15 protein-coding genes and 2 rRNA genes are annotated in these 17,819 nt (G+C 60.9%); 5 read left to right on the plus strand and 12 right to left on the minus strand.

Translation table 11 applies throughout. The annotated features are described in order from the left end of the window. The 4 genes from GTP58_RS24750 to GTP58_RS24765 form a co-directional block, all read left to right on the plus strand. Nucleotides 1–76: ribosomal RNA gene (locus GTP58_RS24750) — 23S ribosomal RNA — on the plus strand; the annotation flags it as partial. 113 nt (nucleotides 77–189) lie between these two features. Next, a 5S ribosomal RNA gene (gene rrf / locus GTP58_RS24755) occupies nucleotides 190–302 on the plus strand. Nucleotides 303–428: 126 nt separating this feature from the next. Next, on the plus strand, nucleotides 429–1,808 hold the full coding sequence (locus GTP58_RS24760) for a DUF4214 domain-containing protein (protein ID WP_161079745.1): 1,380 nt from the start codon (nucleotides 429–431) through the stop codon (nucleotides 1,806–1,808). Between the two features lie 139 nt (nucleotides 1,809–1,947). Continuing rightward, on the plus strand, nucleotides 1,948–2,883 hold the full coding sequence (locus GTP58_RS24765; protein WP_161079746.1) for an exopolyphosphatase: 936 nt from the start codon (nucleotides 1,948–1,950) through the stop codon (nucleotides 2,881–2,883). A gap of 48 nt (nucleotides 2,884–2,931) precedes the next feature. Here the strand turns inward: GTP58_RS24765 and GTP58_RS24770 are convergent, their stop codons facing one another. Both GTP58_RS24770 and GTP58_RS24775 read right to left on the minus strand, forming a co-directional pair. Further along, nucleotides 2,932–4,188, minus strand: coding sequence for a nitronate monooxygenase (locus GTP58_RS24770; RefSeq protein WP_161079747.1), 1,257 nt, complete (start codon nucleotides 4,186–4,188; stop codon nucleotides 2,932–2,934). Between the two features lie 141 nt (nucleotides 4,189–4,329). Continuing rightward, nucleotides 4,330–4,815: a YajQ family cyclic di-GMP-binding protein gene (locus GTP58_RS24775; protein ID WP_161079748.1), complete on the minus strand. Its 486-nt coding sequence runs from the start codon at nucleotides 4,813–4,815 to the stop codon at nucleotides 4,330–4,332. A gap of 131 nt (nucleotides 4,816–4,946) precedes the next feature. Here GTP58_RS24775 and murB point away from each other — a divergent pair, with 131 nt between their 5' ends. Further along, complete coding sequence (gene murB / locus GTP58_RS24780; protein WP_161079749.1) at nucleotides 4,947–5,966, plus strand: UDP-N-acetylmuramate dehydrogenase; 1,020 nt, start codon at nucleotides 4,947–4,949, stop codon at nucleotides 5,964–5,966. Here the strand turns inward: murB and GTP58_RS24785 are convergent. The 10 genes from GTP58_RS24785 to GTP58_RS24830 all read right to left on the minus strand — a co-directional run bounded on the left by GTP58_RS24785 (nucleotide 5,963) and on the right by GTP58_RS24830 (nucleotide 17,801). Beyond that, complete coding sequence (locus GTP58_RS24785; protein WP_161079750.1) at nucleotides 5,963–6,898, minus strand: GAF domain-containing protein; 936 nt, start codon at nucleotides 6,896–6,898, stop codon at nucleotides 5,963–5,965. The two genes, murB and GTP58_RS24785, sit on opposite strands and share 4 nt — an antisense overlap. Before the next feature lie 47 nt (nucleotides 6,899–6,945). Continuing rightward, nucleotides 6,946–7,260 carry a pyrimidine/purine nucleoside phosphorylase gene (locus tag GTP58_RS24790; RefSeq protein WP_161079751.1) on the minus strand — a complete coding sequence of 105 codons (315 nt, stop codon included), beginning with the start codon at nucleotides 7,258–7,260 and terminating at the stop codon, nucleotides 6,946–6,948. Beyond that, a complete protein-coding gene (locus GTP58_RS24795; RefSeq protein ID WP_161079752.1) occupies nucleotides 7,257–8,321 on the minus strand; it encodes a diguanylate cyclase in 1,065 nt (354 codons plus the stop codon). Before GTP58_RS24795 ends, GTP58_RS24790 begins: the two co-directional genes overlap by 4 nt. 18 nt (nucleotides 8,322–8,339) lie before the next feature. Next, on the minus strand, nucleotides 8,340–9,380 hold the full coding sequence (cheB, locus tag GTP58_RS24800; protein WP_161079753.1) for a chemotaxis-specific protein-glutamate methyltransferase CheB: 1,041 nt from the start codon (nucleotides 9,378–9,380) through the stop codon (nucleotides 8,340–8,342). Continuing rightward, nucleotides 9,377–11,698 carry a hybrid sensor histidine kinase/response regulator gene (locus GTP58_RS24805; RefSeq protein ID WP_161079754.1) on the minus strand — a complete coding sequence of 774 codons (2,322 nt, stop codon included), beginning with the start codon at nucleotides 11,696–11,698 and terminating at the stop codon, nucleotides 9,377–9,379. Before GTP58_RS24805 ends, cheB begins: the two co-directional genes overlap by 4 nt. Further along, nucleotides 11,695–12,378: a chemotaxis protein CheW gene (locus tag GTP58_RS24810; RefSeq protein ID WP_161079755.1), complete on the minus strand. Its 684-nt coding sequence runs from the start codon at nucleotides 12,376–12,378 to the stop codon at nucleotides 11,695–11,697. The genes GTP58_RS24805 and GTP58_RS24810 overlap by 4 nt, the downstream gene beginning before the upstream one ends. Nucleotides 12,379–12,390: 12 nt before the next feature. Next, complete coding sequence (locus tag GTP58_RS24815) at nucleotides 12,391–13,650, minus strand: protein-glutamate O-methyltransferase CheR (RefSeq protein WP_161079756.1); 1,260 nt, start codon at nucleotides 13,648–13,650, stop codon at nucleotides 12,391–12,393. Beyond that, the gene (locus GTP58_RS24820; RefSeq protein ID WP_161079757.1) at nucleotides 13,647–14,105 is read right to left on the minus strand and encodes a chemotaxis protein CheW; all 459 of its coding nucleotides are present in this window, start codon (nucleotides 14,103–14,105) and stop codon (nucleotides 13,647–13,649) included. Before GTP58_RS24820 ends, GTP58_RS24815 begins: the two co-directional genes overlap by 4 nt. A gap of 12 nt (nucleotides 14,106–14,117) precedes the next feature. Beyond that, entirely contained in the window at nucleotides 14,118–15,935 is a 1,818-nt protein-coding gene (locus GTP58_RS24825; RefSeq protein WP_161079758.1) for a methyl-accepting chemotaxis protein, read from the minus strand. Between the two features lie 69 nt (nucleotides 15,936–16,004). Continuing rightward, complete coding sequence (locus GTP58_RS24830; protein ID WP_161079759.1) at nucleotides 16,005–17,801, minus strand: methyl-accepting chemotaxis protein; 1,797 nt, start codon at nucleotides 17,799–17,801, stop codon at nucleotides 16,005–16,007. Nucleotides 17,802–17,819: the final 18 nt, after the last annotated feature.

Genomic DNA, 17,819 nt, shown 5'->3' on the forward strand with positions numbered 1-17,819 from the left:
ACGTTGATAGGTCAGGTGTGGAAGTGCAGTAATGCATTAAGCTAACTGATACTAATTGCCCGTACGGCTTGTCCCTATAACCTTGCCGGTTATATGCATTTACTAAGATGGTGAGTGCTACCCCCAACTTTACTTCTCCCAGATTCGCTGTGCAGCCCACCACGTGGCTGCAGAGCATACAAGTCAAAGCTTGATGACCATAGCAAGTCAGTCCCACCCCTTCCCATCCCGAACAGGACCGTGAAATGATTCTGCGCCGATGATAGTGCTGCAACCAGTGTGAAAGTAGGTTATCGTCAAGCTAGTTATATAGAAAAAGCCCCTTCCGAATAAAACCGGTTGGGGCTTTTTTGCGTTTACGCGGTAGTTTTTATGTGCAAAGAATTGCATTAAATATATAATTATTTTATTTTTAATTTCTATTTGGCATGAAAATTACCCTGAATACCGTGGCAGTAGCTCTGCTCCCTTTATTGCTGGCCTCCTGTGGCGGCGAAAACAGTAGTGCGCCATCGGCACAGAGGATGGCAATGCATGCGCCAGTTCCCGCGCAACATGATGCAAACGAGTATCGCCCTCTGATTGAACAGATTTTCCTGGTGTATTCCGGTCTCCCGCCTGCGGTGGCGGACATGGGAAGGCTGTCGCAGGCATTTCAGAAACAAGGCTTGCCCGTGTCTGCACTGGAGTGGCTGACCGCATATCCCCACAATGACGCGGTCAAGCAAGCGCTGGATGAGATATTCAACCGGCAAGAAGTGCAACTGAACTTCCTGGGTAATGACAATACTTTTGTTAACTCCGTCTACCGCCGTGTTTTTGGCCGTAACGCTGAGGCCGCAGGCGTTGCCTACTGGGCCGGTTTTCTGAAGAGTGGCCAGCTAACCCGGCCTCAGCTTGCATTATTGCTGAGTTTGTGTGGTCAGAACGATGATGCGCTGGCCGCTACCAACAAGCTGGCGGTACTCCACAAACTGTATACCTTGATTGATGAAGGCGGTCGGATTCTGCAGTCCTTGTACTCGGGCAACGACGAGCGGGCGGTACAGCTTATCGATGCGGTTGACGCCCACACCGATATCGCCAGTTACCAGGACAAGGTGCGTCATTATGTAGATTCTCTCGGTTCGCTTGGCGGTGCTGTCACTGCTGTTCGTCGCTACTATGGATACAGCAATCAGGAAGATTCAATTGCCTATGGCGCCAAGTATCTCTACTCGGAACGTGCGGTGCCGATCACGCCGTCTGCAGGCACCGTGGTTTTTGGTGCGACGCCTCAGAGCGTTAGCTGGACGCGCAATCTCAGCACGGATATCTGGAACTACACGGCGCCGGTGAGCAATAGTGTGGCGATGATCATCATGTCGGCGCGTTTTCATGACTCACCTAAATTTGTCGGTTATGCGATACCGGACATTGCAATGTTGTGTCAAGGCACGGCAGACAAGCCGGCCAGCGATGTGCTGATACCTAGCCAGGCGACGCCGGTCATCAGTGCAATAGATCTGGCCGGTATTATCACCGGTTCCCATTTTGAAAATTGCACGCAGCAAGGATCGCAGCAGCGTCTGGAGTTTGACAGTGCCGGCAACCTGTTCCTGTACGGCGCCGATGGCAGAACCAGCTACACTGCTGCTCAGGTCAGCGCCGCGTTGGTGGGCAAAAACCTTACCGACCCGAGTGATGGGAAAGGGCTGATGCTGCGCGCATACCGGCTGCCAAAAGTGAATACCAGTACGATGGTTTATGTGTTTGTCACGCAGCATGCGGGAACGCTTGGCCTATGGTCTTCCGAACCTGCTGAATAAGCCAGGACCGAACGGGTTTGTTGCCGTTCTGAGTGCCGTTCGCGCGACGCCGAGTCGGGCGAGCGGACTTTTTTTGGTCAATTGCAAAAATGGGTTGTATTATTAGTGCTCGAAGTGACCAACTCCTAGAGGTGCATTCATGTCGGAAGAGAAGAAATATCGCCTGGTGACCCGTAGCGACTTTGATGGCCTGGTTTGCGCAGTACTGCTAAAACATCTGGATCTAATCGACGAAATCCTGTTCGTTCATCCCAAGGACATGCAGGATGGGAAAATTACGATTACCGGCCGTGATATCACGACCAATCTGCCTTATGTCGCGGGGGCGCATATCGCTTTCGACCATCACCTCTCTGAGACCATCCGTAACACGGGGGAGCGCCAGAATCACGTTATTCACCCTGAGGCGCCGTCCGCAGCGCGCGTGGTGTATGACTACTATGGTGGCCTGAAAGCCTTCCCGGCGTCGTGGGATGACATGATGGCTGCAGTGGACAAGGGCGATGCAGCCCGTTTCAACGAGCAGGAAGTGCTGCATCCGGAGGGCTGGGATTTGCTGAACTTCCTGATGGACGCGCGCACCGGCCTGGGCCGCTTCCGCGAGTTCCGCATCTCGAACTACAACCTCATGATGGACCTGATCGATTACTGCAAGAACCACACGATCGCGCAGATCATGGAGCTGCCGGACGTGCGGGAACGCAAGGACCTGTACTTCGAGCATGCCGAGAAATGCAAGGACCAGATCCGGCGCTGCGCTACGGTGCACCAGAACCTGCTGGTACTGGACTTGCGCAATGAAGAGATCATCTTTGCCGGCAACCGCTTCGTGGTCTATGCGCTGTTCCCGCAGACGAATATCTCGATCCACGTGCTGTGGGGCCTGAAGAACCAGAACACGGTGTTTGCGACCGGTAAGTCGATTCTGAACCGTAGCTCGAAGACTAATATTGGCGCGCTGATGCTGGAGTATGGCGGCGGCGGCCACGAGAATGCTGGCACCTGCCAGGTGGAAAACGAGATGGCGGAAGATGTGCTTGGCGCCTTGATCCACCGGATCAACAAAGACGGATAAAAGAACAACGGCGCCCAGGGCGCCGTTTCTTTATGCTGTCAAGACTGATTAGAACTCTTTTTCAGGCATGGCTATCTGATTGTCCGTGCTGAACTGGTAGTCCTTGAACACGTGTTCCGCGCTCAGCAGCTGGTACTCTCCGTCCGGCTTCTTGAACGTGGTGTCCTTGAGCTTGTAGGTGTAGTGGCCGCAGGTCCAGCAGTTGAAGTTGCGCATGTGGGTGCACAGGCAGGTCTTGTCCATCACCGAGATATTCTTGTCATTCGGATGGGCCGCCACTTCACGGTTGTACGAGTTGATGTAGGCGCAGTTGCCGGTTGCATCCAGCAGATAGCCGTACGATTCGCAGCCCGGACGGATGCCGGCGCCGATCGCCGGCGTGTTCTTCAGCATACGCATCGGGTAGCCGGTCGGCGACACGCCATTGACGATGATGTCGTCTTCCTGCGCCTTGAAGTATTCCTGCTTGACCTTGTCCGGCAGGCCGCATTCCTTGGTGACGGTAAAGCGCGTGGCCACCTGCACGCCGGCCGCGCCCGCTTCCAGGAAGTTCACGGCGTCGGAGCCGGTGAAGATGCCGCCCGCAGCGATAAGTGGAATCTCCAGCTTCTCTTCCTTCAGATACGCCAGCAATTCCTTGGTAATCGTCATCAGGTCGTAGTCTTTCCAGTCCTCCAGGCCAAAGCCCAGGTGGCCGCCGGCCAGCGGACCTTCGACAATGATGTAGTCCGGCAGACGGTTCAGCTTGGCGTTCTTGCGCAGGAAGATCTGCAGCGCGCGCACCGACGACACGATGATGCCCAGCTTGGCTTCGCGGAAGCGTGGATGGTCGGCCATCAGCGCGAACGAACCAAAGTGCAGGCCGGCCGACAGCGTGATGCCGTCAATCCCCGCATCCAGCGCCGCGTTCAGGCGCGTGCGCAGGGTTTCGCGCGGACCGTTCATGGTCAGCTTTTCCATGCAGTTCACGAAGATCAGGCCAGGGCCTTGCTTCTGCTCCATGGTCTTGCCGATATGCAGGCGCTGCGCCTGCGCCAGGCGCTCCAGGTCGAACTGCACCATGGACTTGTCCATGTTGTTGATGTTGTGCTTGTAGAGCTTGGTTTTGTCTTTCACGAAGCTGGTGTCGAACTTGCGGTCGGACACGTCTTCCACCATGGCATCGGAAATGTGGCCGATACCGCCCAGGCGGGCTGCTTCCAGCGCCAGTTCAGAGGTCGAAATATCGACACCCATTCCGCCGATCATGATGGGCACGTACTCTTCATTGCCAAATCGCAGGCGGAAATCATCAACACGTTTCATTGCTATCCTTAGACTACCGAGGTTAAATGCGGTCGCGCGGTAGTACGCATACACGGAGGCTCCGATTCATTCTACTCCATGTGTACTACAGCTTTGTGACGGCGCGACGGCGCGTGGCCTGTCGCGCGCGCAGGCGGGGGATCAGTCGCGGAAGTTATTGAATTCCAGCGGCAGGTCGGTCACATCCTTGCGCAGCAGCGCCATGGCGGCCTGCAGATCGTCGCGCTTGGCGCCGGTGATGCGCACCGATTCGCCCTGGATGGATGCCTGCACCTTCATCTTGCTGTCTTTGATGACGCGCACGATTTTCTTGGAATCATCGGACTCGATGCCGTTCTTGACCTTGATCACCTGGCGCACCTTGTCGCCGCCGATTTTCTTGACGTCGCCGTCCTCCAGGAAACGCACGTCGATCTTGCGCTTGGCCAGTTTGTTGGTCAGCACGTCACGCACCTGCTGCAACTGGAAGTCGGAGTCAGCGGTGACGGTCAGCTCGCGGTCCTTTTGTTCGACGGCGGCGCCGGTACCCTTGAAGTCAAAGCGCGTGGCGATCTCTTTTTGAGATTGCTCAACGGCATTCTTTACTTCGATCATATCGGCTTCCAAAACTACATCAAACGACGGCATAACTATTTCCTTTATCTTGCTGCATCAAAGACTGCCATTTTAACGGACAACCTGCATTTCGCGCCCATATCGGCACTGGTTTTTTGCTTGTTTCGCTCTATAATCGACTAAATTTATTGGTTATTTCCCATATGTCCGCATCATCTTCCATTCAATATCAGTTTCCCCTGCAATTTCTGAATACCTTTGGCATTGCCGCCGCTGCCCACGCCTATTTGCGCGTCACAAAAAAAGAGCAACTGCTCGGCGTTTATGCTGACGGCGCCTGGGTTTCTTTGCCGAAGCTGATTTTAGGCGGCGGCAGCAATTTACTATTGACGCGTGATTTTGACGGCCTGGTGTTGCACATTGCGCTGGAAGGAAAAGAGATTATCGGTGACGATGCGCAATATCATTTTGTGCGCGCGGCGGCCGGTGAAAACTGGCACCAGTTTGTGCAATGGACATTGGCGCAAGGCATGGGCGGATTAGAGAATCTGTCGCTGATTCCCGGCACGGTGGGCGCGGCGCCGATTCAAAATATCGGCGCCTATGGACTGGAAATTAAAGACGTTTTCCACAGCGTGACCGTATTCGATCCAGCCACGGCGGAAACGCGTGTGATGGACGCGGCCACATGCCGCTTCGGCTACCGCGACAGCGTGTTCAAGCACGAAGGCCGCACGCTGATTATCCTGGATGTGACGTTTGCGCTGCCCAAGCAGTGGCAGCCGAATCTGCGCTATGCGGAACTGGCCAACGAGCCAGGCCTGGGCGCTGCGCCGACGCCGCAGCAGGTGGCCGATGCGGTGATCGCGATACGCCGCCGCAAGCTGCCCGATCCGGCCGTGATCGGCAACGCCGGCAGCTTCTTCAAGAATCCCGTGGTGCCGGGCGCGCAGTGCGCCGCGCTGCTGGAGCGCTTCCCGAACCTGGTGCACCACGCGCAAGCGGACGGCACTGAGAAGCTGGCCGCCGGCTGGCTTATCGATCAATGCGGCTGGAAGGGCAAGCACCTCGGTGCGGCCGGCGTCTATCCAAAGCAGGCGCTGGTGCTGGTGAATAACGGCGGCGCCACCGGCGCCGAGGTGGTGGCGCTGGCCAGGGCAATTCAGGCCGACGTGCAGGCCCGTTACGGCGTGCTGCTGGAACCGGAGCCGGTGTTTATTTAAGGCCGCGCCGCCTGCACCAGCTCAATCGCGGTGCGGGCATCTTCCGGATACAGCGAACTGCCCGTGTGGCAGGCCTGGCGCAGCGCGGCGTCGCTGAGGCCGGGCAGGGACTCGCCCGTCACTGAAAGACTGATGCGATGCAGCTGGCTGGTGACGATCGAGCGGCGCGAGGCCATGTTGAGGATCACGCCGAATTCATCGTGGCCGATGCGCGCCACCAGATCGCCCGGCCGGCATTCGCGTTCGATGCGGCGCGAGATATCGGCCAGTGCTTCCGGCAGTTTCTCGATGCCGTCGATGCGGACCACCGCCACGCCCAGATGGGCATGACCGTTTTGCGCGCTGGTCAGCTTGGCCTGCAGCTGCTCGTAGAAGAAAGAGCGGTTGGCGGTGCCGGTGGCTTCGTCCAGCGTCATGCGCTGCTTGAGCACATTCGGGCCTTCGCGGGTGGCGCGCTGCATCAGCATGGCCGTCATATCGGCCAGCAGCTGGGCGATCTCCGCCTCGTTCTGCTTGAATTCACGCGGCTCCTTCCATACCAGCTTCATGACGGCGACCGCTTCATCATCGGCGATCAGGGGCACGATGACCATGGCGCGCAGGCCGACCTTGCGGCAGGCGTCGCGGTTGACGCGGTCGTCGATTTCGCTGTCGGTGCACAGCGCGGCCGTGCGGCTGGTGAGCACGCGGCCGGACAGGCTGTTCGCCACCGGCATGCGCAACCCCAGCTGCGCTTCGGCGAGGCCGCTGGCGGAACGGTAGACGATGGAGTCCTCTTCCAGCAGCTCCACCACGGCGCCATCGGCATCGGTCAGTTCAACCGCCTTGGCGGACGCCGCGTCCATGACCGCGCTGAGGTCATTCCCCAGGCCGACCAGGTGCACCTGGGCTTCGATGATGGCCAACAGTTTGTTTGCAGGTATGGTAGTCATAGTCGTAAAAAAAGCAGACCCTGGTCTGCTTTTAGTGTAGTCCTTGTTCAGCCGAAGTGGCAAACGTAATCGAGGGTTTCCACCGTTTCGATATCGAATTTGCTGTTGCCCGCTACTTTGAACTCCTGTCCCGCGGAATAAGTCTGCCAGTCGCTGGCGCCGTCCAGGCGTACCTTGCAGACGCCGCCCACCACTTCCATGATTTCCGGCGCGCCGGTATTGAAGGTCAGGCTGGAGGGGAAGATGACGCCGACGGTTTTCTTGCTGCCATCGGCGAGGATGACCGTGTGCGACACGCACTTGCCGTCAAAGTAGATATTGGATTTTTTGACGACGCTGACTTGATCGATTTGAGTACTCATGCTGCTGCGTTTCCTTGGTTCGATGGAGTGGGACCGGGCGGCTCGTCCGCGTGCAGGACGCGGTTACGGCCGGCGTTCTTGGCCGCATACAACGCCCGGTCGGCTTGCTGGATCAGCTCTTCGATGCTGGACGCAGGCGAGGGCACCACGCTGGCCACGCCGATCGACATGGTCACGCATGAAAACTCGGTGCTGGCCTGCGGATTTTCAATCGCGAGCTGCTCCAGGTGACGGCGGCACGACTCGGCCACGATCATGGCCCCAGTCAGTGGTGTCTCCGGCAGGATAATCGCGAATTCCTCGCCGCCGTAGCGCGCGGCCAGGTCGGCCGGGCGCTTCAGGTGTTCAGTGAGGACAGCGGCGACCTTCTTCAGGCACAAGTCGCCTGCCAGATGGCCAAAGCTGTCGTTATACAGTTTGAAGAAATCGACGTCGCACAGCAGCAGCGTCAACGGCTTCTTGTCGCGCTGGCCGCGCTGCCATTCGATGTGCATGGTGTCGTCGAAGCGGCGACGGTTGGCGATGCCGGTCAGGCCATCCAGCGCGGCCAGCTTTTGCAGTTCGATGTTGGCGTCGGCCAGCTGCTTCTGGCTCTCGCGCAGGAAGCGGAAGGCCTGGTCGCGCTGCAGGCGGCTGATGTGCGCGCCCGAGTGATAGCGCACGCGCGCCAGCAGTTCCAGCTTGTCCGGCAGCTTGACCATGTAGTCGTTGGCGCCAGTGGAAAAGCTGTGCGCCTTGAGTTTCGGATCTTCCTTGGCCGAGAGGACGATCACCGGCACATGGCGCAGGCCTTCTTCCGCGCGGTACTGAACGATCTGGCCAAAGCCGTCGATGGTCGGCATCACCAGGTCCTGCAGGATCACGGTCGGCTGTAATTGCAGCGCCGTCTCCAGCGATTTGGTGGCGTCGGTCACGTAATGGAATTCGATATCCGGCTGGTCGCTTAGCATGCGCCGCACGGCTTCGACGATGATGAGCTGGTCGTCCACCAGCAGCACGCGCACTTTAAAGGTCGTCAGGACCGGTTCTTGATCTGCTGCAGATACTAATGCTTCGGACATCAGGATTCTCTTCGGTTATTAGCTACGACTGCCCAAGGTGCCACGCAAGACCGGGCCTATCTTCGCCAGCGGTAAAACCATCTGCGCCGCATCCAGCTCCGCGGCTGCACGCGGCATGCCATACACTGCGCTGCTGGCCTGGTCCTGGGCGATGGTGGTCTGGCCGGCACGGCGCATGGACAGCAAGCCTTCGGCGCCATCGCGGCCCATGCCGGTCAACAGCACGCCGATCGCCTCGCCCTTCCAGTGTTGCGCTACGCAGTGAAAGAACACGTCCACCGACGGCCGGTAGGCGTAGTCCTTTGGGTGACTATCGTAACGCAAGCGTAGGTTTTGATCCAGCGTGAGATGATCGTTACTCTTGGCGATAAGCACCGTGCCGGCCACCAGTTCGTCGCCTTCCTCGGCGGCGCGTACCGGCATATCCAGTTGTTCGCCCAGCCAGCGCGCGAAGTTGTCGGCAAAATGTTCGTCGATATGCTGCACCACCACGATGGCGCAACCGCGCGGCGGCTTCCAGCCGGCCAGCATTTTGGAGACCGCCACCGGGCCGCCGGTGGACGCGCCTATCGCCAGCAGCGCTGTGACCTTTTCGGCTTCATGCTCGGCCTGTCCGCCATTGCCATTGCCGATCGCGCTGCGCGGCAGCATGGCCTGGCTGCCGCCGCTGTGGCGTATCAGCTTGTCCATGGTGCGGATTTTTGCGAGCAGCTCGGCATCGCCGCCTGGCTGGCCTTGCAGCACCGGCGTGGCCGTGACATCCAGTGCGCCGGCGCCCAGCGCGCGGAACACCTGGTTGACGTTATCCTGCGGCCGTCCCGTCACCACCAGGATGGCGCACGGGCTTTGCTCCATGATCTGGCGCGTGGCTTCCACGCCATCCAGCTCCGGCATGTTCAGATCCATCAGGATCAGATCGGGGCGCTTTTCGGCCGACATGCGTACCGCCTCGGCGCCGGTGCGGGCGATCCATAGCACCTGGTGTTCGGCGGTGCTGGCGACCACGCGCCGCAGCGCTTCGGCTGCCATGGCGACATCGTTGGCGATGGCAATTTTCATCGGTGGGCGTCTCCAATCAGGTCATTGACCGCATCCAGCAGCGTCTCGTCGTGGAAGCTGCCCTTGGTCAGGTAGTAATCGGCGCCGGCCGACAGGCCGCGTGCCCGGTCTTCAGGCCGATCTTTGTAAGAGACTATCATGACTGGCAGCTTGTGCAGGTGTATATCTTTTTTAATTAATGTAACCAATTCGATACCGTCCATGCGCGGCATATCGACGTCGGTGATGACCAGGTCATAGTCGCCGCTGCGCACCACGTTCCAGCCGTCGATGCCGTCAATGGCAATGTCGACAAGATAGCCGCGACCGAGCAGCAGCTTGCGCTCCATCTCGCGCACCGTGAGCGAATCGTCCACCACCAGCACGCGCTTGGTCTTGCGGCGCTCGGCGGCGTCGGACTTGGCCAGTTGATGCAGGCCGCCTTCGTGCAGCAGTTTGTCGATGGACAGCAGCAGGTCCGGTACATCGAGGATCAGCACGGGCTCGCCATCGTCCAGCAGCGCCGCTGCCGAGATGTCGCGCATCTTGCCGAACACCGGATCGATGGCTTGCACCGCCAGGCTTTGTTCCCCGCTGATGGCATCGACCACCAGCGCATAGCGGCGCGCGCCGGTGCCGATGACCACCACGGCCAGTTCGGCGCTGCCTGCTTCGGTGGCGCCCAGCTCCAGCACCTGCGCCGCCGAGACCAGCCCCAGATGCTCGCCGCCGAAATCGAAGAACTGCTTGTTCTCCAGCGTGTGGATGGTCGATTGCGGCACCTTGAGTACGCGCTCCACCTGCACGATAGGCACGGCGTAGGCCTCGCCCTTGACGTCCACCACCAGCGCGCGCACGATGGATTGCGTCAGCGGCAGTGTGATGTAGGTGTGGAAGCCGACGCCCAGTTCCGACTCGATGCGCACCGTGCCGTTTTGCGAGCGGATGGTTTCGTGGACGATGTCCAGGCCGACGCCGCGGCCGGAAATCTCGGTGATGCCTTCCTTCAGGCTGAACGCCGGCAGGAACAGGAACTCCATCAGCTCCGCGCCGGACATGGAACTGGCCATCTGCGCTGGCGCCATCTTGCGCTCGATAACGCGGGCGCGGATTTTTTCGAGATTCACGCCTTTGCCGTCGTCGCTGATTTCGATACTCAGCATGCCGGCGCGGTGCTTGGCTTCGAGCACGATGGTGCCGGTACCAGGTTTGCCGACGGCGATGCGGTCGGCCGCCGGGTCCATGCCATGGTCGATGGCGTTGCGCAGCATGTGGTTCAGCGGGCTTTCGATCTTGGCCAGGATGTCGCGGTCGACCAGTGTGTCCTCGCCGATGATTTGCAGCTGCACGTCCTTGCCGAGACTACGCGCCAGATCGCGCACCATGCGCGGAAAGTGCTGCACGCCGTCGCGGAACGGGCGCATACGCATGGTCAGCACTTCGTCCACCATGCTTTGCGAGACGCCGAGCAGGCGGCGTTCGTAGGCTTCGATATCGGCGATGTGTTCCAGCACGAACTGTTTGAGCGGGTGGGTCTTTTGCAAGGCCAGCAGCGACTTTTCCTTGAGGCTGGCGTCGGTGCTGTTGGAGATGGCTTCGTGCAGTTGTTCGATCACCGCAAACAGGCTGCTTTGATTGCGCTTGAAGCGCTGCAGGTTCTGGATGAACGGATGCATCTGGTGTGCGTTGATGCGCGACTCGCTGGCCAGCGACAGCAGCTTGTCGAAGTTCTGCGCGTGCTTCATCGGCGCGGGATGGCGCGCGGCAGCGGCGGGCGCTTCTTCGGCGGCGCCGGCGGCAGGCGCGGGCGGCGGTGGTGCGATCGGCAGTTCACCTATCGGGAATTCGGGCGCGGCCGGTGCCGCAGCTGGCTGCGCCACGGCGGGTGGGGGCGGTGGCGGGACCAGCGGCACCGGCTCCGGCAGAAATGCGATGGTGGTGATCGCATGCATGGTGCGCTTGATCTGTTCCCCGTTGGCGCCCAGCCAGGCATCCACTTCGCTGTCCTGCAGGCGCGAGAGCTGCAGGATCAGGTCCACGCCCGCCAGCAGGACGTCGACGCGGTTTGGCGTCAGCGCCAGCTTGCCGTTTTGCGCGGCGATGAATGCGTCTTCCATGCCGTGCGCGAGCTGCACCACCACTTCCAGCCCGACGATGGCGGCGGCACCCTTGATCGAGTGCGCGGCGCGCATCATCGACTCGACGGCGCTGGCGTCATCCTTCAGGCGCTCCATGGCCAGCAGGCCATCGGTCAGGATTTGCGTCTGGCTGTCGGCCTCCATGCGGAACAGGTCCAGCATGGAGAACTGGCTCAGGTCTCTGTTGTTATCCTGGCTCATCGTAAGGTTCTCGCGAGTTGGTAGCCGATCAGCGTTTCGTCCAGTACGCCGATACGCATGTCGTCATGCGTAATCACGCCGGTCAGGAAGCGCGACAGGCCTTTGTTGATGGTGGCCGCAGGAGCCTGCATCTGGCTGCTGGCGTAGCGCAGCAGGCCATGCAGGTCTGCGACCGGCAGCGCGTACGCCTGATCCTCCCATTGCGTCAGCAACAGCCGGGCGAAGGTATGGCGATGGGTTGCCGCTTCGCCCTCGCTGTCATCGATGCCCAGCAGATCGGCCAGCGACATGCAGGGGTACAGCGTGCCACCGACGTTGACGATACCGCTCAAGCCGCGCGAGCTGCGGTGCGGCAGGCGGTGGGGCTTGGCGATGGGCGCGACCGAGACGAACATGCGGGTCGGCAGCGACAGCCATTCACGGCCCACACGGAACACCAGGCAGGACGCATCCTGCTGCTGGTTGTCCGTCGCCACCTGGCGGAAGTGGGCGGCCCATTCCTTTTTGTAGTCGTCGCTGACGGTGCGTTGCAGGTTTTGCTGCGCGGCGGCGGCATAGACTTCGCAGTTGCGGCAGTGGACGTGCTGCGCCAGCCGTTCGCAACTCTGGTCGCCATTGACGCCGATGCGGTTCCAGCAGTCCTGGACGCCGACGGGAATGGGGGAGATGATGGTGCTCATGTCGGATCGCCTTTAGGATGCCTGCTGGCGTTTGTAGATGCGGGCGGCGCGCGCCTTGAGCGCAGCGGCGCCGCTGGCGTCGTTATTGGCTTCGGCCAGCAGGGCCAGATGGCACAGGGCTTCGTAGTGGTCAGGCTGCAGGTAGATGCAGCGCTTCCAGTAGTCTTCCGCCATCTTGGGCTTGTTGGTCAGCTCATTCAGCAGGCCGAGGATGAAGTAGGCCTCGGCCGATTCCGGATGGAGCGCGAGATGGTCGCGGCAGCGCGTCTCCGCCGCCTTGATGTCGCCCAGGTCGGCCAGACGGCGCGCCTCGGCCAGCAGGTTGGCGGCAACTGCGGGCGGTGCGGTAGCCGGCTTGACCGCCGCAGGCGCGGCAACGCGTGGACGCGGCGCTGGTGCGGACGGCGGCAGCGAAGGCGGCGACGCGATGCTGCGGGTGGCCTTGGGCGCTGGCGGCTTGGCGGGCGTGCGCGTGGTGTGCAGCGATTTGCGTGGCGCAGCGGTTTCCTTCTGCAGGCCAAAAGCCTGGTTGTGCGACAGCGGCGAAAAGCCGTGCTGGCAGAAGGAGGGCACCTCGGCGTAGCCGGCAAACAGCTGGCCGTCGTCCATCAGCAGCGCCGACAGTTTTTCGATCGCGGCCTTGGTGGTCGGCTTGTCGAAGTAGATCAGCAGGTTGCGGCAGAAGACTACGTCGTAATAGCCGGCGCGCGTACTCAGGTCGAACTCCAGCAGATTGCCCTGCTTGAAGCGCACCTGCTTGCGGATCTCGTCGTTGACGCGGTAGTCGCCGTCGCCGGCGCTGGTGAAGTGCAGGTCGCGGAATGCCAGGTCCTGCGCGCGGAAGGCGTTGCGGCCGTAAATGCCGCTCTTGGCACGCGCCACGCAGGTGGGACTGATGTCGAACGCGTCCACCATGAAGTTCTCCGGCGGGATGCCGGCGTCCGTCAGCACCATGGCGATGGTGTAGGGCTCTTCGCCGCCCGCGCATGGAATCGACAGGATGCGTACCAGGCGGTCGTTATTGGCGGCCAGGCGCGCGCGCACGAAGTCCGTCATGGCGACGAAGGCTTGCGGGTCGCGGTAGAACCACGACTCCGGCACCACCACCAGTTCCACCAGCGCGGTCATCTCCTCCGGCGTCATCTGCCTGAGATAGTCGTCGTGGTCCTTGGCGGCGGTCTGCTCCATGCGGTTCTTGATCGCGCGCTCGACGATCGACTTGGACAGATTCAGTCCCGTCGCGGCGCGCAGCATGGTTTGGGCGGGCGTCATGATGCGCTGTCCACCGTCTGGAACAGCAGGGCGCGCAGTTCGGCTGGCAGCAGCTGTTCCAGTTCGACCAGTTGCAGCATGCCTTGCTGGTCGCTGGCCACCTGGCCGAGGAAGGGCGCGGCTTGCACGCCGCTGTCGGCCAGCTGGTCGTCGCGCACGTCCTGTACGCCCAGGACGCGTTCGGCGCGCAGGCCCAGTGGATGGTGCGCGCCTTCCGGCGTCACATAGTCCGTGACGATGATGCGCGTGTCGAAGTGGTCTTCGCCGCTGGGGATCCCGGCTGCGCGGCACAGGTCGATCACCGGCACCGAGGCGCCGTGCAGGTCCATCAGTCCCGCCACGGGATCGGGCGCCAGCGGCAGCTGCTTGAGTTCCAGCAGCGGCAGCACGCGCACCACATCACGCAGGCGCAAGCCATAACGATCGGCGCCGATGTGGAAGACGAGTAGTTTCATGGCCGCTCCGCCTTACACCGCCACCGCGAAGTTGGCGACGCTGGTTTGCAGGTCGCCAGCCGCGTATTGCAGCTGGTGCACCGCTTCGCTGGTGGCCTTGAGCGATTCCACCGTCTGCTGGGTGGCGTCATTCAGCTGCATCATGGTGGCGGTGATCTGCTCCGCGCCGACCGCCTGCGACTGCATGCCTTGCAGGACCACGTCGAACTGCGGCGCCAGTTTCTGCACCTGGTCCATCACGCCGGACAGCTGGTCCGTCACCTGGCGTACTTCGCCGACGCTGCGGCGTATCTCTTCGGAGAATTTATCCATGCCCATCACGCTGGCGGAAACGGCGGACTGCATCTCTTTCAGCATCTGCTCGATGTCCCAGGTGGAGACCGAGGTCTGGTCGGCCAGGCGGCGGATTTCCGTCGCCACCACCGAGAAGCCGCGTCCCGCCTCGCCAGCCTTTTCGGCTTCGATGGCGGCATTGAGCGACAGAATGTTGGTCTGGTCGGCCACCTTGGTGATGGTGGTCAGCACGCTGTTGATGTTGGAGGCTTTCTCCGACAGCGCCGCCAGCTTGGCGTTGATCGAATCGGTAGCGGACACCATATGCTGCATGGTGCTGTCCATGCGGCGCAGATTGTTCTGGGCGTCGGCCGTGGCGCTGGTGGTGTAGTCGGCGACAGCGGTGGCTTCTTCCATGGTCTTGAGCAGCTGCGAGGTGTTGGCCGAGATTTCCTTGGTGGTGCTGAGGATCTCGACACTGGTCTGCGCCTGCTCGATACCGGTGGCTTCCTGCTGCTTGGCGGAGGCGGCGATTTCGGTGGCCGACGTCGTCACCTGAATCCCGGCCTTCTGCACATTGTTCAGCAGCGCGCGCAGGTTTTCAAACATGCGGTCCAGGCCATTGGCCAGTTTGCCGATGGCGTCGTCGCCTTGCACTTCGATCTTGCCGGTCAAGTCGCCCGACGCCGCCTTGGAGACCACGCCCAGCAAGGAATCCACCTTGGACTTGAGCAGGTTGGTGGCGGCCAGTTCATTGGCCAGACTGTCCTGGATCGACTGCGCCATGCGATTGAATTCGGTCGTGACATCCCCCAGTTCATCGCCCGACAGCACTAGCGCGCGCGCCGACTGGTCGCCGGCGGCGATCTTGTGGACTGCACTGGTCAGGTTGTACAAGGGCGCCAGCAGCGAGCGCACCAGCAGCCAGGCGATCCCCAGCGACAGCACCACGCACACCACGCCGCCGCCGGTGAGTATCATGCGCATGGTTTCCTGCAGACGCTCCGAAGCGTTGCTGCGTTCGGCCAGCAGGCGCTGCTCTTCGGCCGCCGCGTCGTCCATGTATTTGTAGATGGCGCCGATGACGGATGAAGTGGAACCCGACAGCTGCGGCGTGCGGCCCATGGCGTCCGCCGCGCCGGGCTTGTCGCCCAGCTCCTGGCGCATCTTGATTTGCGTATCGATGACTTCCGCACTCCAGGCCTGGATCATCTCGTCCAGTTTTTTGAAGCGCGTGACCTGGGCTGGATTATCGGCCGTCAGTTTTTGCAGCGCACTGATGGAGGTAGGCAGATCGGTCATCTCTTTGCGGGTGCGCTCCAGGCGCGCCGCGTTCCCGGTCAGGTAGTAGCCGCGTGCCTCCACCTGGACTTGTAGCAGATCGTTGCGCAGCACGTCGATGGCCTGGATCACATCCATGGTGTGGCGGTCCCACGCATTCGCCTCCGACAGGCTCATAAAGCGGTTGTAGGCGATCGCTAATAACACCAGGATGATGGCAAGAATGGCGCTAAAACTCAGGTACAGCTTCTTTTTGATGCTCAAGTCGTTAAACATTTTTTCTCCAGGACTGGCGGGGACGCGCTTGCACGCGGCATTGTCCCACACCGGCCATTTTTATGGTTTTCAGCTAGCTACCGCAAAGGTGGCAACGCTGCTTTGTAGCCCGCCCGCCGCATACTGCAACTGGTGAACCGCTTCACTGGTCGATTTCAGCGATTCCACGGTTTGCTGGGTGGCGTCGTTCAACTGCATCATGGTTTCATTGATCTGGGCAGCGCCGACGGCTTGGGACTGCATGCCCTGCAAGACGAGATCGAACTGTGGCGCCAGTTTCTGCACCTGGTCCATGACGCCGGACAGTTGATTGGTCACCTGGCGTACTTCGCCGACGCTGCGGCGTATCTCTTCGGAGAATTTGTCCATGCCCATCACGCTGGCGGAGACGGCGGACTGCATTTCCTTGAGCATCTGTTCGATGTCCCAGGTGGAGACGGAGGTTTGGTCTGCCAGCCTGCGGATTTCAGTGGCGACGACGGAGAAGCCGCGTCCCGCCTCGCCAGCCTTCTCAGCTTCGATGGCGGCATTCAGCGACAGGATGTTGGTCTGGTCGGCCACTTTGGTAATTGTAATCAGAACGCTGTTGATGTTGCTAGCTTTTTCCGACAAGGCCGCCAGTTTGGCGTTAATCGAGTCGGTGGCTGTGACCATATTCTGCATGGTGCCGTCCATGCGTTTGAGGTTGCCCTGGGCGTCGGCGGTGGCATGCGTGGTGTAGTCGGCCACCGAGGTGGCTTCCTCCATGGTCTTGACCAGTTCCGTGATGTTGGCCGAAATCTCCTTGGTGGTGCTGAGGATCTCGATGCTGGTCTGGGCCTGTTCAACGCCGGTCGCCTCCTGCTCTTTGGCCGAAGCGGCAATCTCGGTGGCCGAGGTGGTGACCTGGATGCCGGCTTTCTGCACATCGTTGAGCAGGGTGCGCAGATTGTCGAACATGCGGTCCAGCCCATCGGCCAGCTGGCCAATCGCATCGTCACCGCGCACTTCGATCTTGCCGGTCAGGTCGCCCGATGCGGCCCTGCTGACCACCCCCAGCAGCGAATCGACCTTGGACTTGAGCAGGCCGGAGGCAGCCAGTTCCTTCTCCAGGCTGTCCTGGATCGCTTGCGCCATCTGATTGAAGGCGATGGATACCTGGCCCAGTTCATCGCGCGAACTGACTTCCACGCGTGCGTCTTGCTCGCCGTGGGCGATGCGGTCAACCACTGCGGCCAACCGGCCGATTGGCCCGCCCAGCGCCTGCAGCAGGATGGCGCCGATGATGAGCGCCAGCACGGTGCAGACGCCGCCGCCCAGCACCAGCAGCAGCATCATGGCGTCCGACAGGTTGGCGGAGGTGCGGCTGCGTTCCGCCAGCAGGCGGTCTTCCTCGTCGGTGATTTCCTTGATCATGCGCCGCGCTTCGCTGATGGTGCGGGTGCCGTTCAGCACATCGGCAGCGGCGGCGCCTTGCGGTGCACCGGTACGGCGTTTTTCCAGCTGCGGATTGACGACCTTGTCGAGCCAGCTGTTGAGGAAGGGCGTCAGGCGCTTGAGGCGCGCTTGCTGGTTGGCGTTGTCCGACGTGAGCCGCGTGACCTCGGCCAGATGGTGGCGCATGGTCTCTTCTTCGGCGGCGATCTGGCTGGCGATGTTTTCATCGCCGGTCAGCAGAAAGCCGCGCGTGGAGCTCTGGATCTGGACGATGGCGGTTTCGATCTGGTTCGCCTCCAGCAGCACTTCCAGCGTATGCCGGTCCCACCCGCTGGCGGTGGAAAGCCGGGTGAAATTATTGTAGGCCATGGCCAGCAGGATGACGATGATGGCGACGATGGCGCCAAATCCCGTGGCGAGTTTTTTCTTGATACTGAGGTTCTTAAGCATGGTTGCTCCACTCTCGAT

Origin of the sequence: Duganella sp. CY15W (genome assembly GCF_009857555.1) — a bacterium.
Taxonomy (GTDB): domain Bacteria; phylum Pseudomonadota; class Gammaproteobacteria; order Burkholderiales; family Burkholderiaceae_D; genus Rugamonas; species Rugamonas sacchari.

Excerpts from the sequence above, each read along its gene's own strand:
- GTP58_RS24760 (WP_161079745.1), top strand. The coding sequence starts at position 429 with ATGAAAATTACCCTGAATACCGTGGCAGTAGCTCTGCTCCCTTTATTG.
- cheB (WP_161079753.1), bottom strand. The coding sequence starts at position 9,380 with ATGAAAATTGCCATCGCCAACGATGTCGCCATGGCAGCCGAAGCGCTG.
- GTP58_RS24825 (WP_161079758.1), bottom strand. The coding sequence starts at position 15,935 with ATGTTTAACGACTTGAGCATCAAAAAGAAGCTGTACCTGAGTTTTAGC.
- GTP58_RS24810 (WP_161079755.1), bottom strand. The coding sequence starts at position 12,378 with ATGAGCACCATCATCTCCCCCATTCCCGTCGGCGTCCAGGACTGCTGG.
- GTP58_RS24765 (WP_161079746.1), top strand. The coding sequence starts at position 1,948 with ATGTCGGAAGAGAAGAAATATCGCCTGGTGACCCGTAGCGACTTTGAT.
- GTP58_RS24795 (WP_161079752.1), bottom strand. The coding sequence starts at position 8,321 with ATGTCCGAAGCATTAGTATCTGCAGCAGATCAAGAACCGGTCCTGACG.
- GTP58_RS24770 (WP_161079747.1), bottom strand. The coding sequence starts at position 4,188 with ATGAAACGTGTTGATGATTTCCGCCTGCGATTTGGCAATGAAGAGTAC.
- GTP58_RS24775 (WP_161079748.1), bottom strand. The coding sequence starts at position 4,815 with ATGCCGTCGTTTGATGTAGTTTTGGAAGCCGATATGATCGAAGTAAAG.
- murB (WP_161079749.1), top strand. The coding sequence starts at position 4,947 with ATGTCCGCATCATCTTCCATTCAATATCAGTTTCCCCTGCAATTTCTG.
- GTP58_RS24805 (WP_161079754.1), bottom strand. The coding sequence starts at position 11,698 with ATGAGCCAGGATAACAACAGAGACCTGAGCCAGTTCTCCATGCTGGAC.
- GTP58_RS24785 (WP_161079750.1), bottom strand. The coding sequence starts at position 6,898 with ATGACTACCATACCTGCAAACAAACTGTTGGCCATCATCGAAGCCCAG.
- GTP58_RS24815 (WP_161079756.1), bottom strand. The coding sequence starts at position 13,650 with ATGACGCCCGCCCAAACCATGCTGCGCGCCGCGACGGGACTGAATCTG.
- GTP58_RS24820 (WP_161079757.1), bottom strand. The coding sequence starts at position 14,105 with ATGAAACTACTCGTCTTCCACATCGGCGCCGATCGTTATGGCTTGCGC.
- GTP58_RS24790 (WP_161079751.1), bottom strand. The coding sequence starts at position 7,260 with ATGAGTACTCAAATCGATCAAGTCAGCGTCGTCAAAAAATCCAATATC.
- GTP58_RS24830 (WP_161079759.1), bottom strand. The coding sequence starts at position 17,801 with ATGCTTAAGAACCTCAGTATCAAGAAAAAACTCGCCACGGGATTTGGC.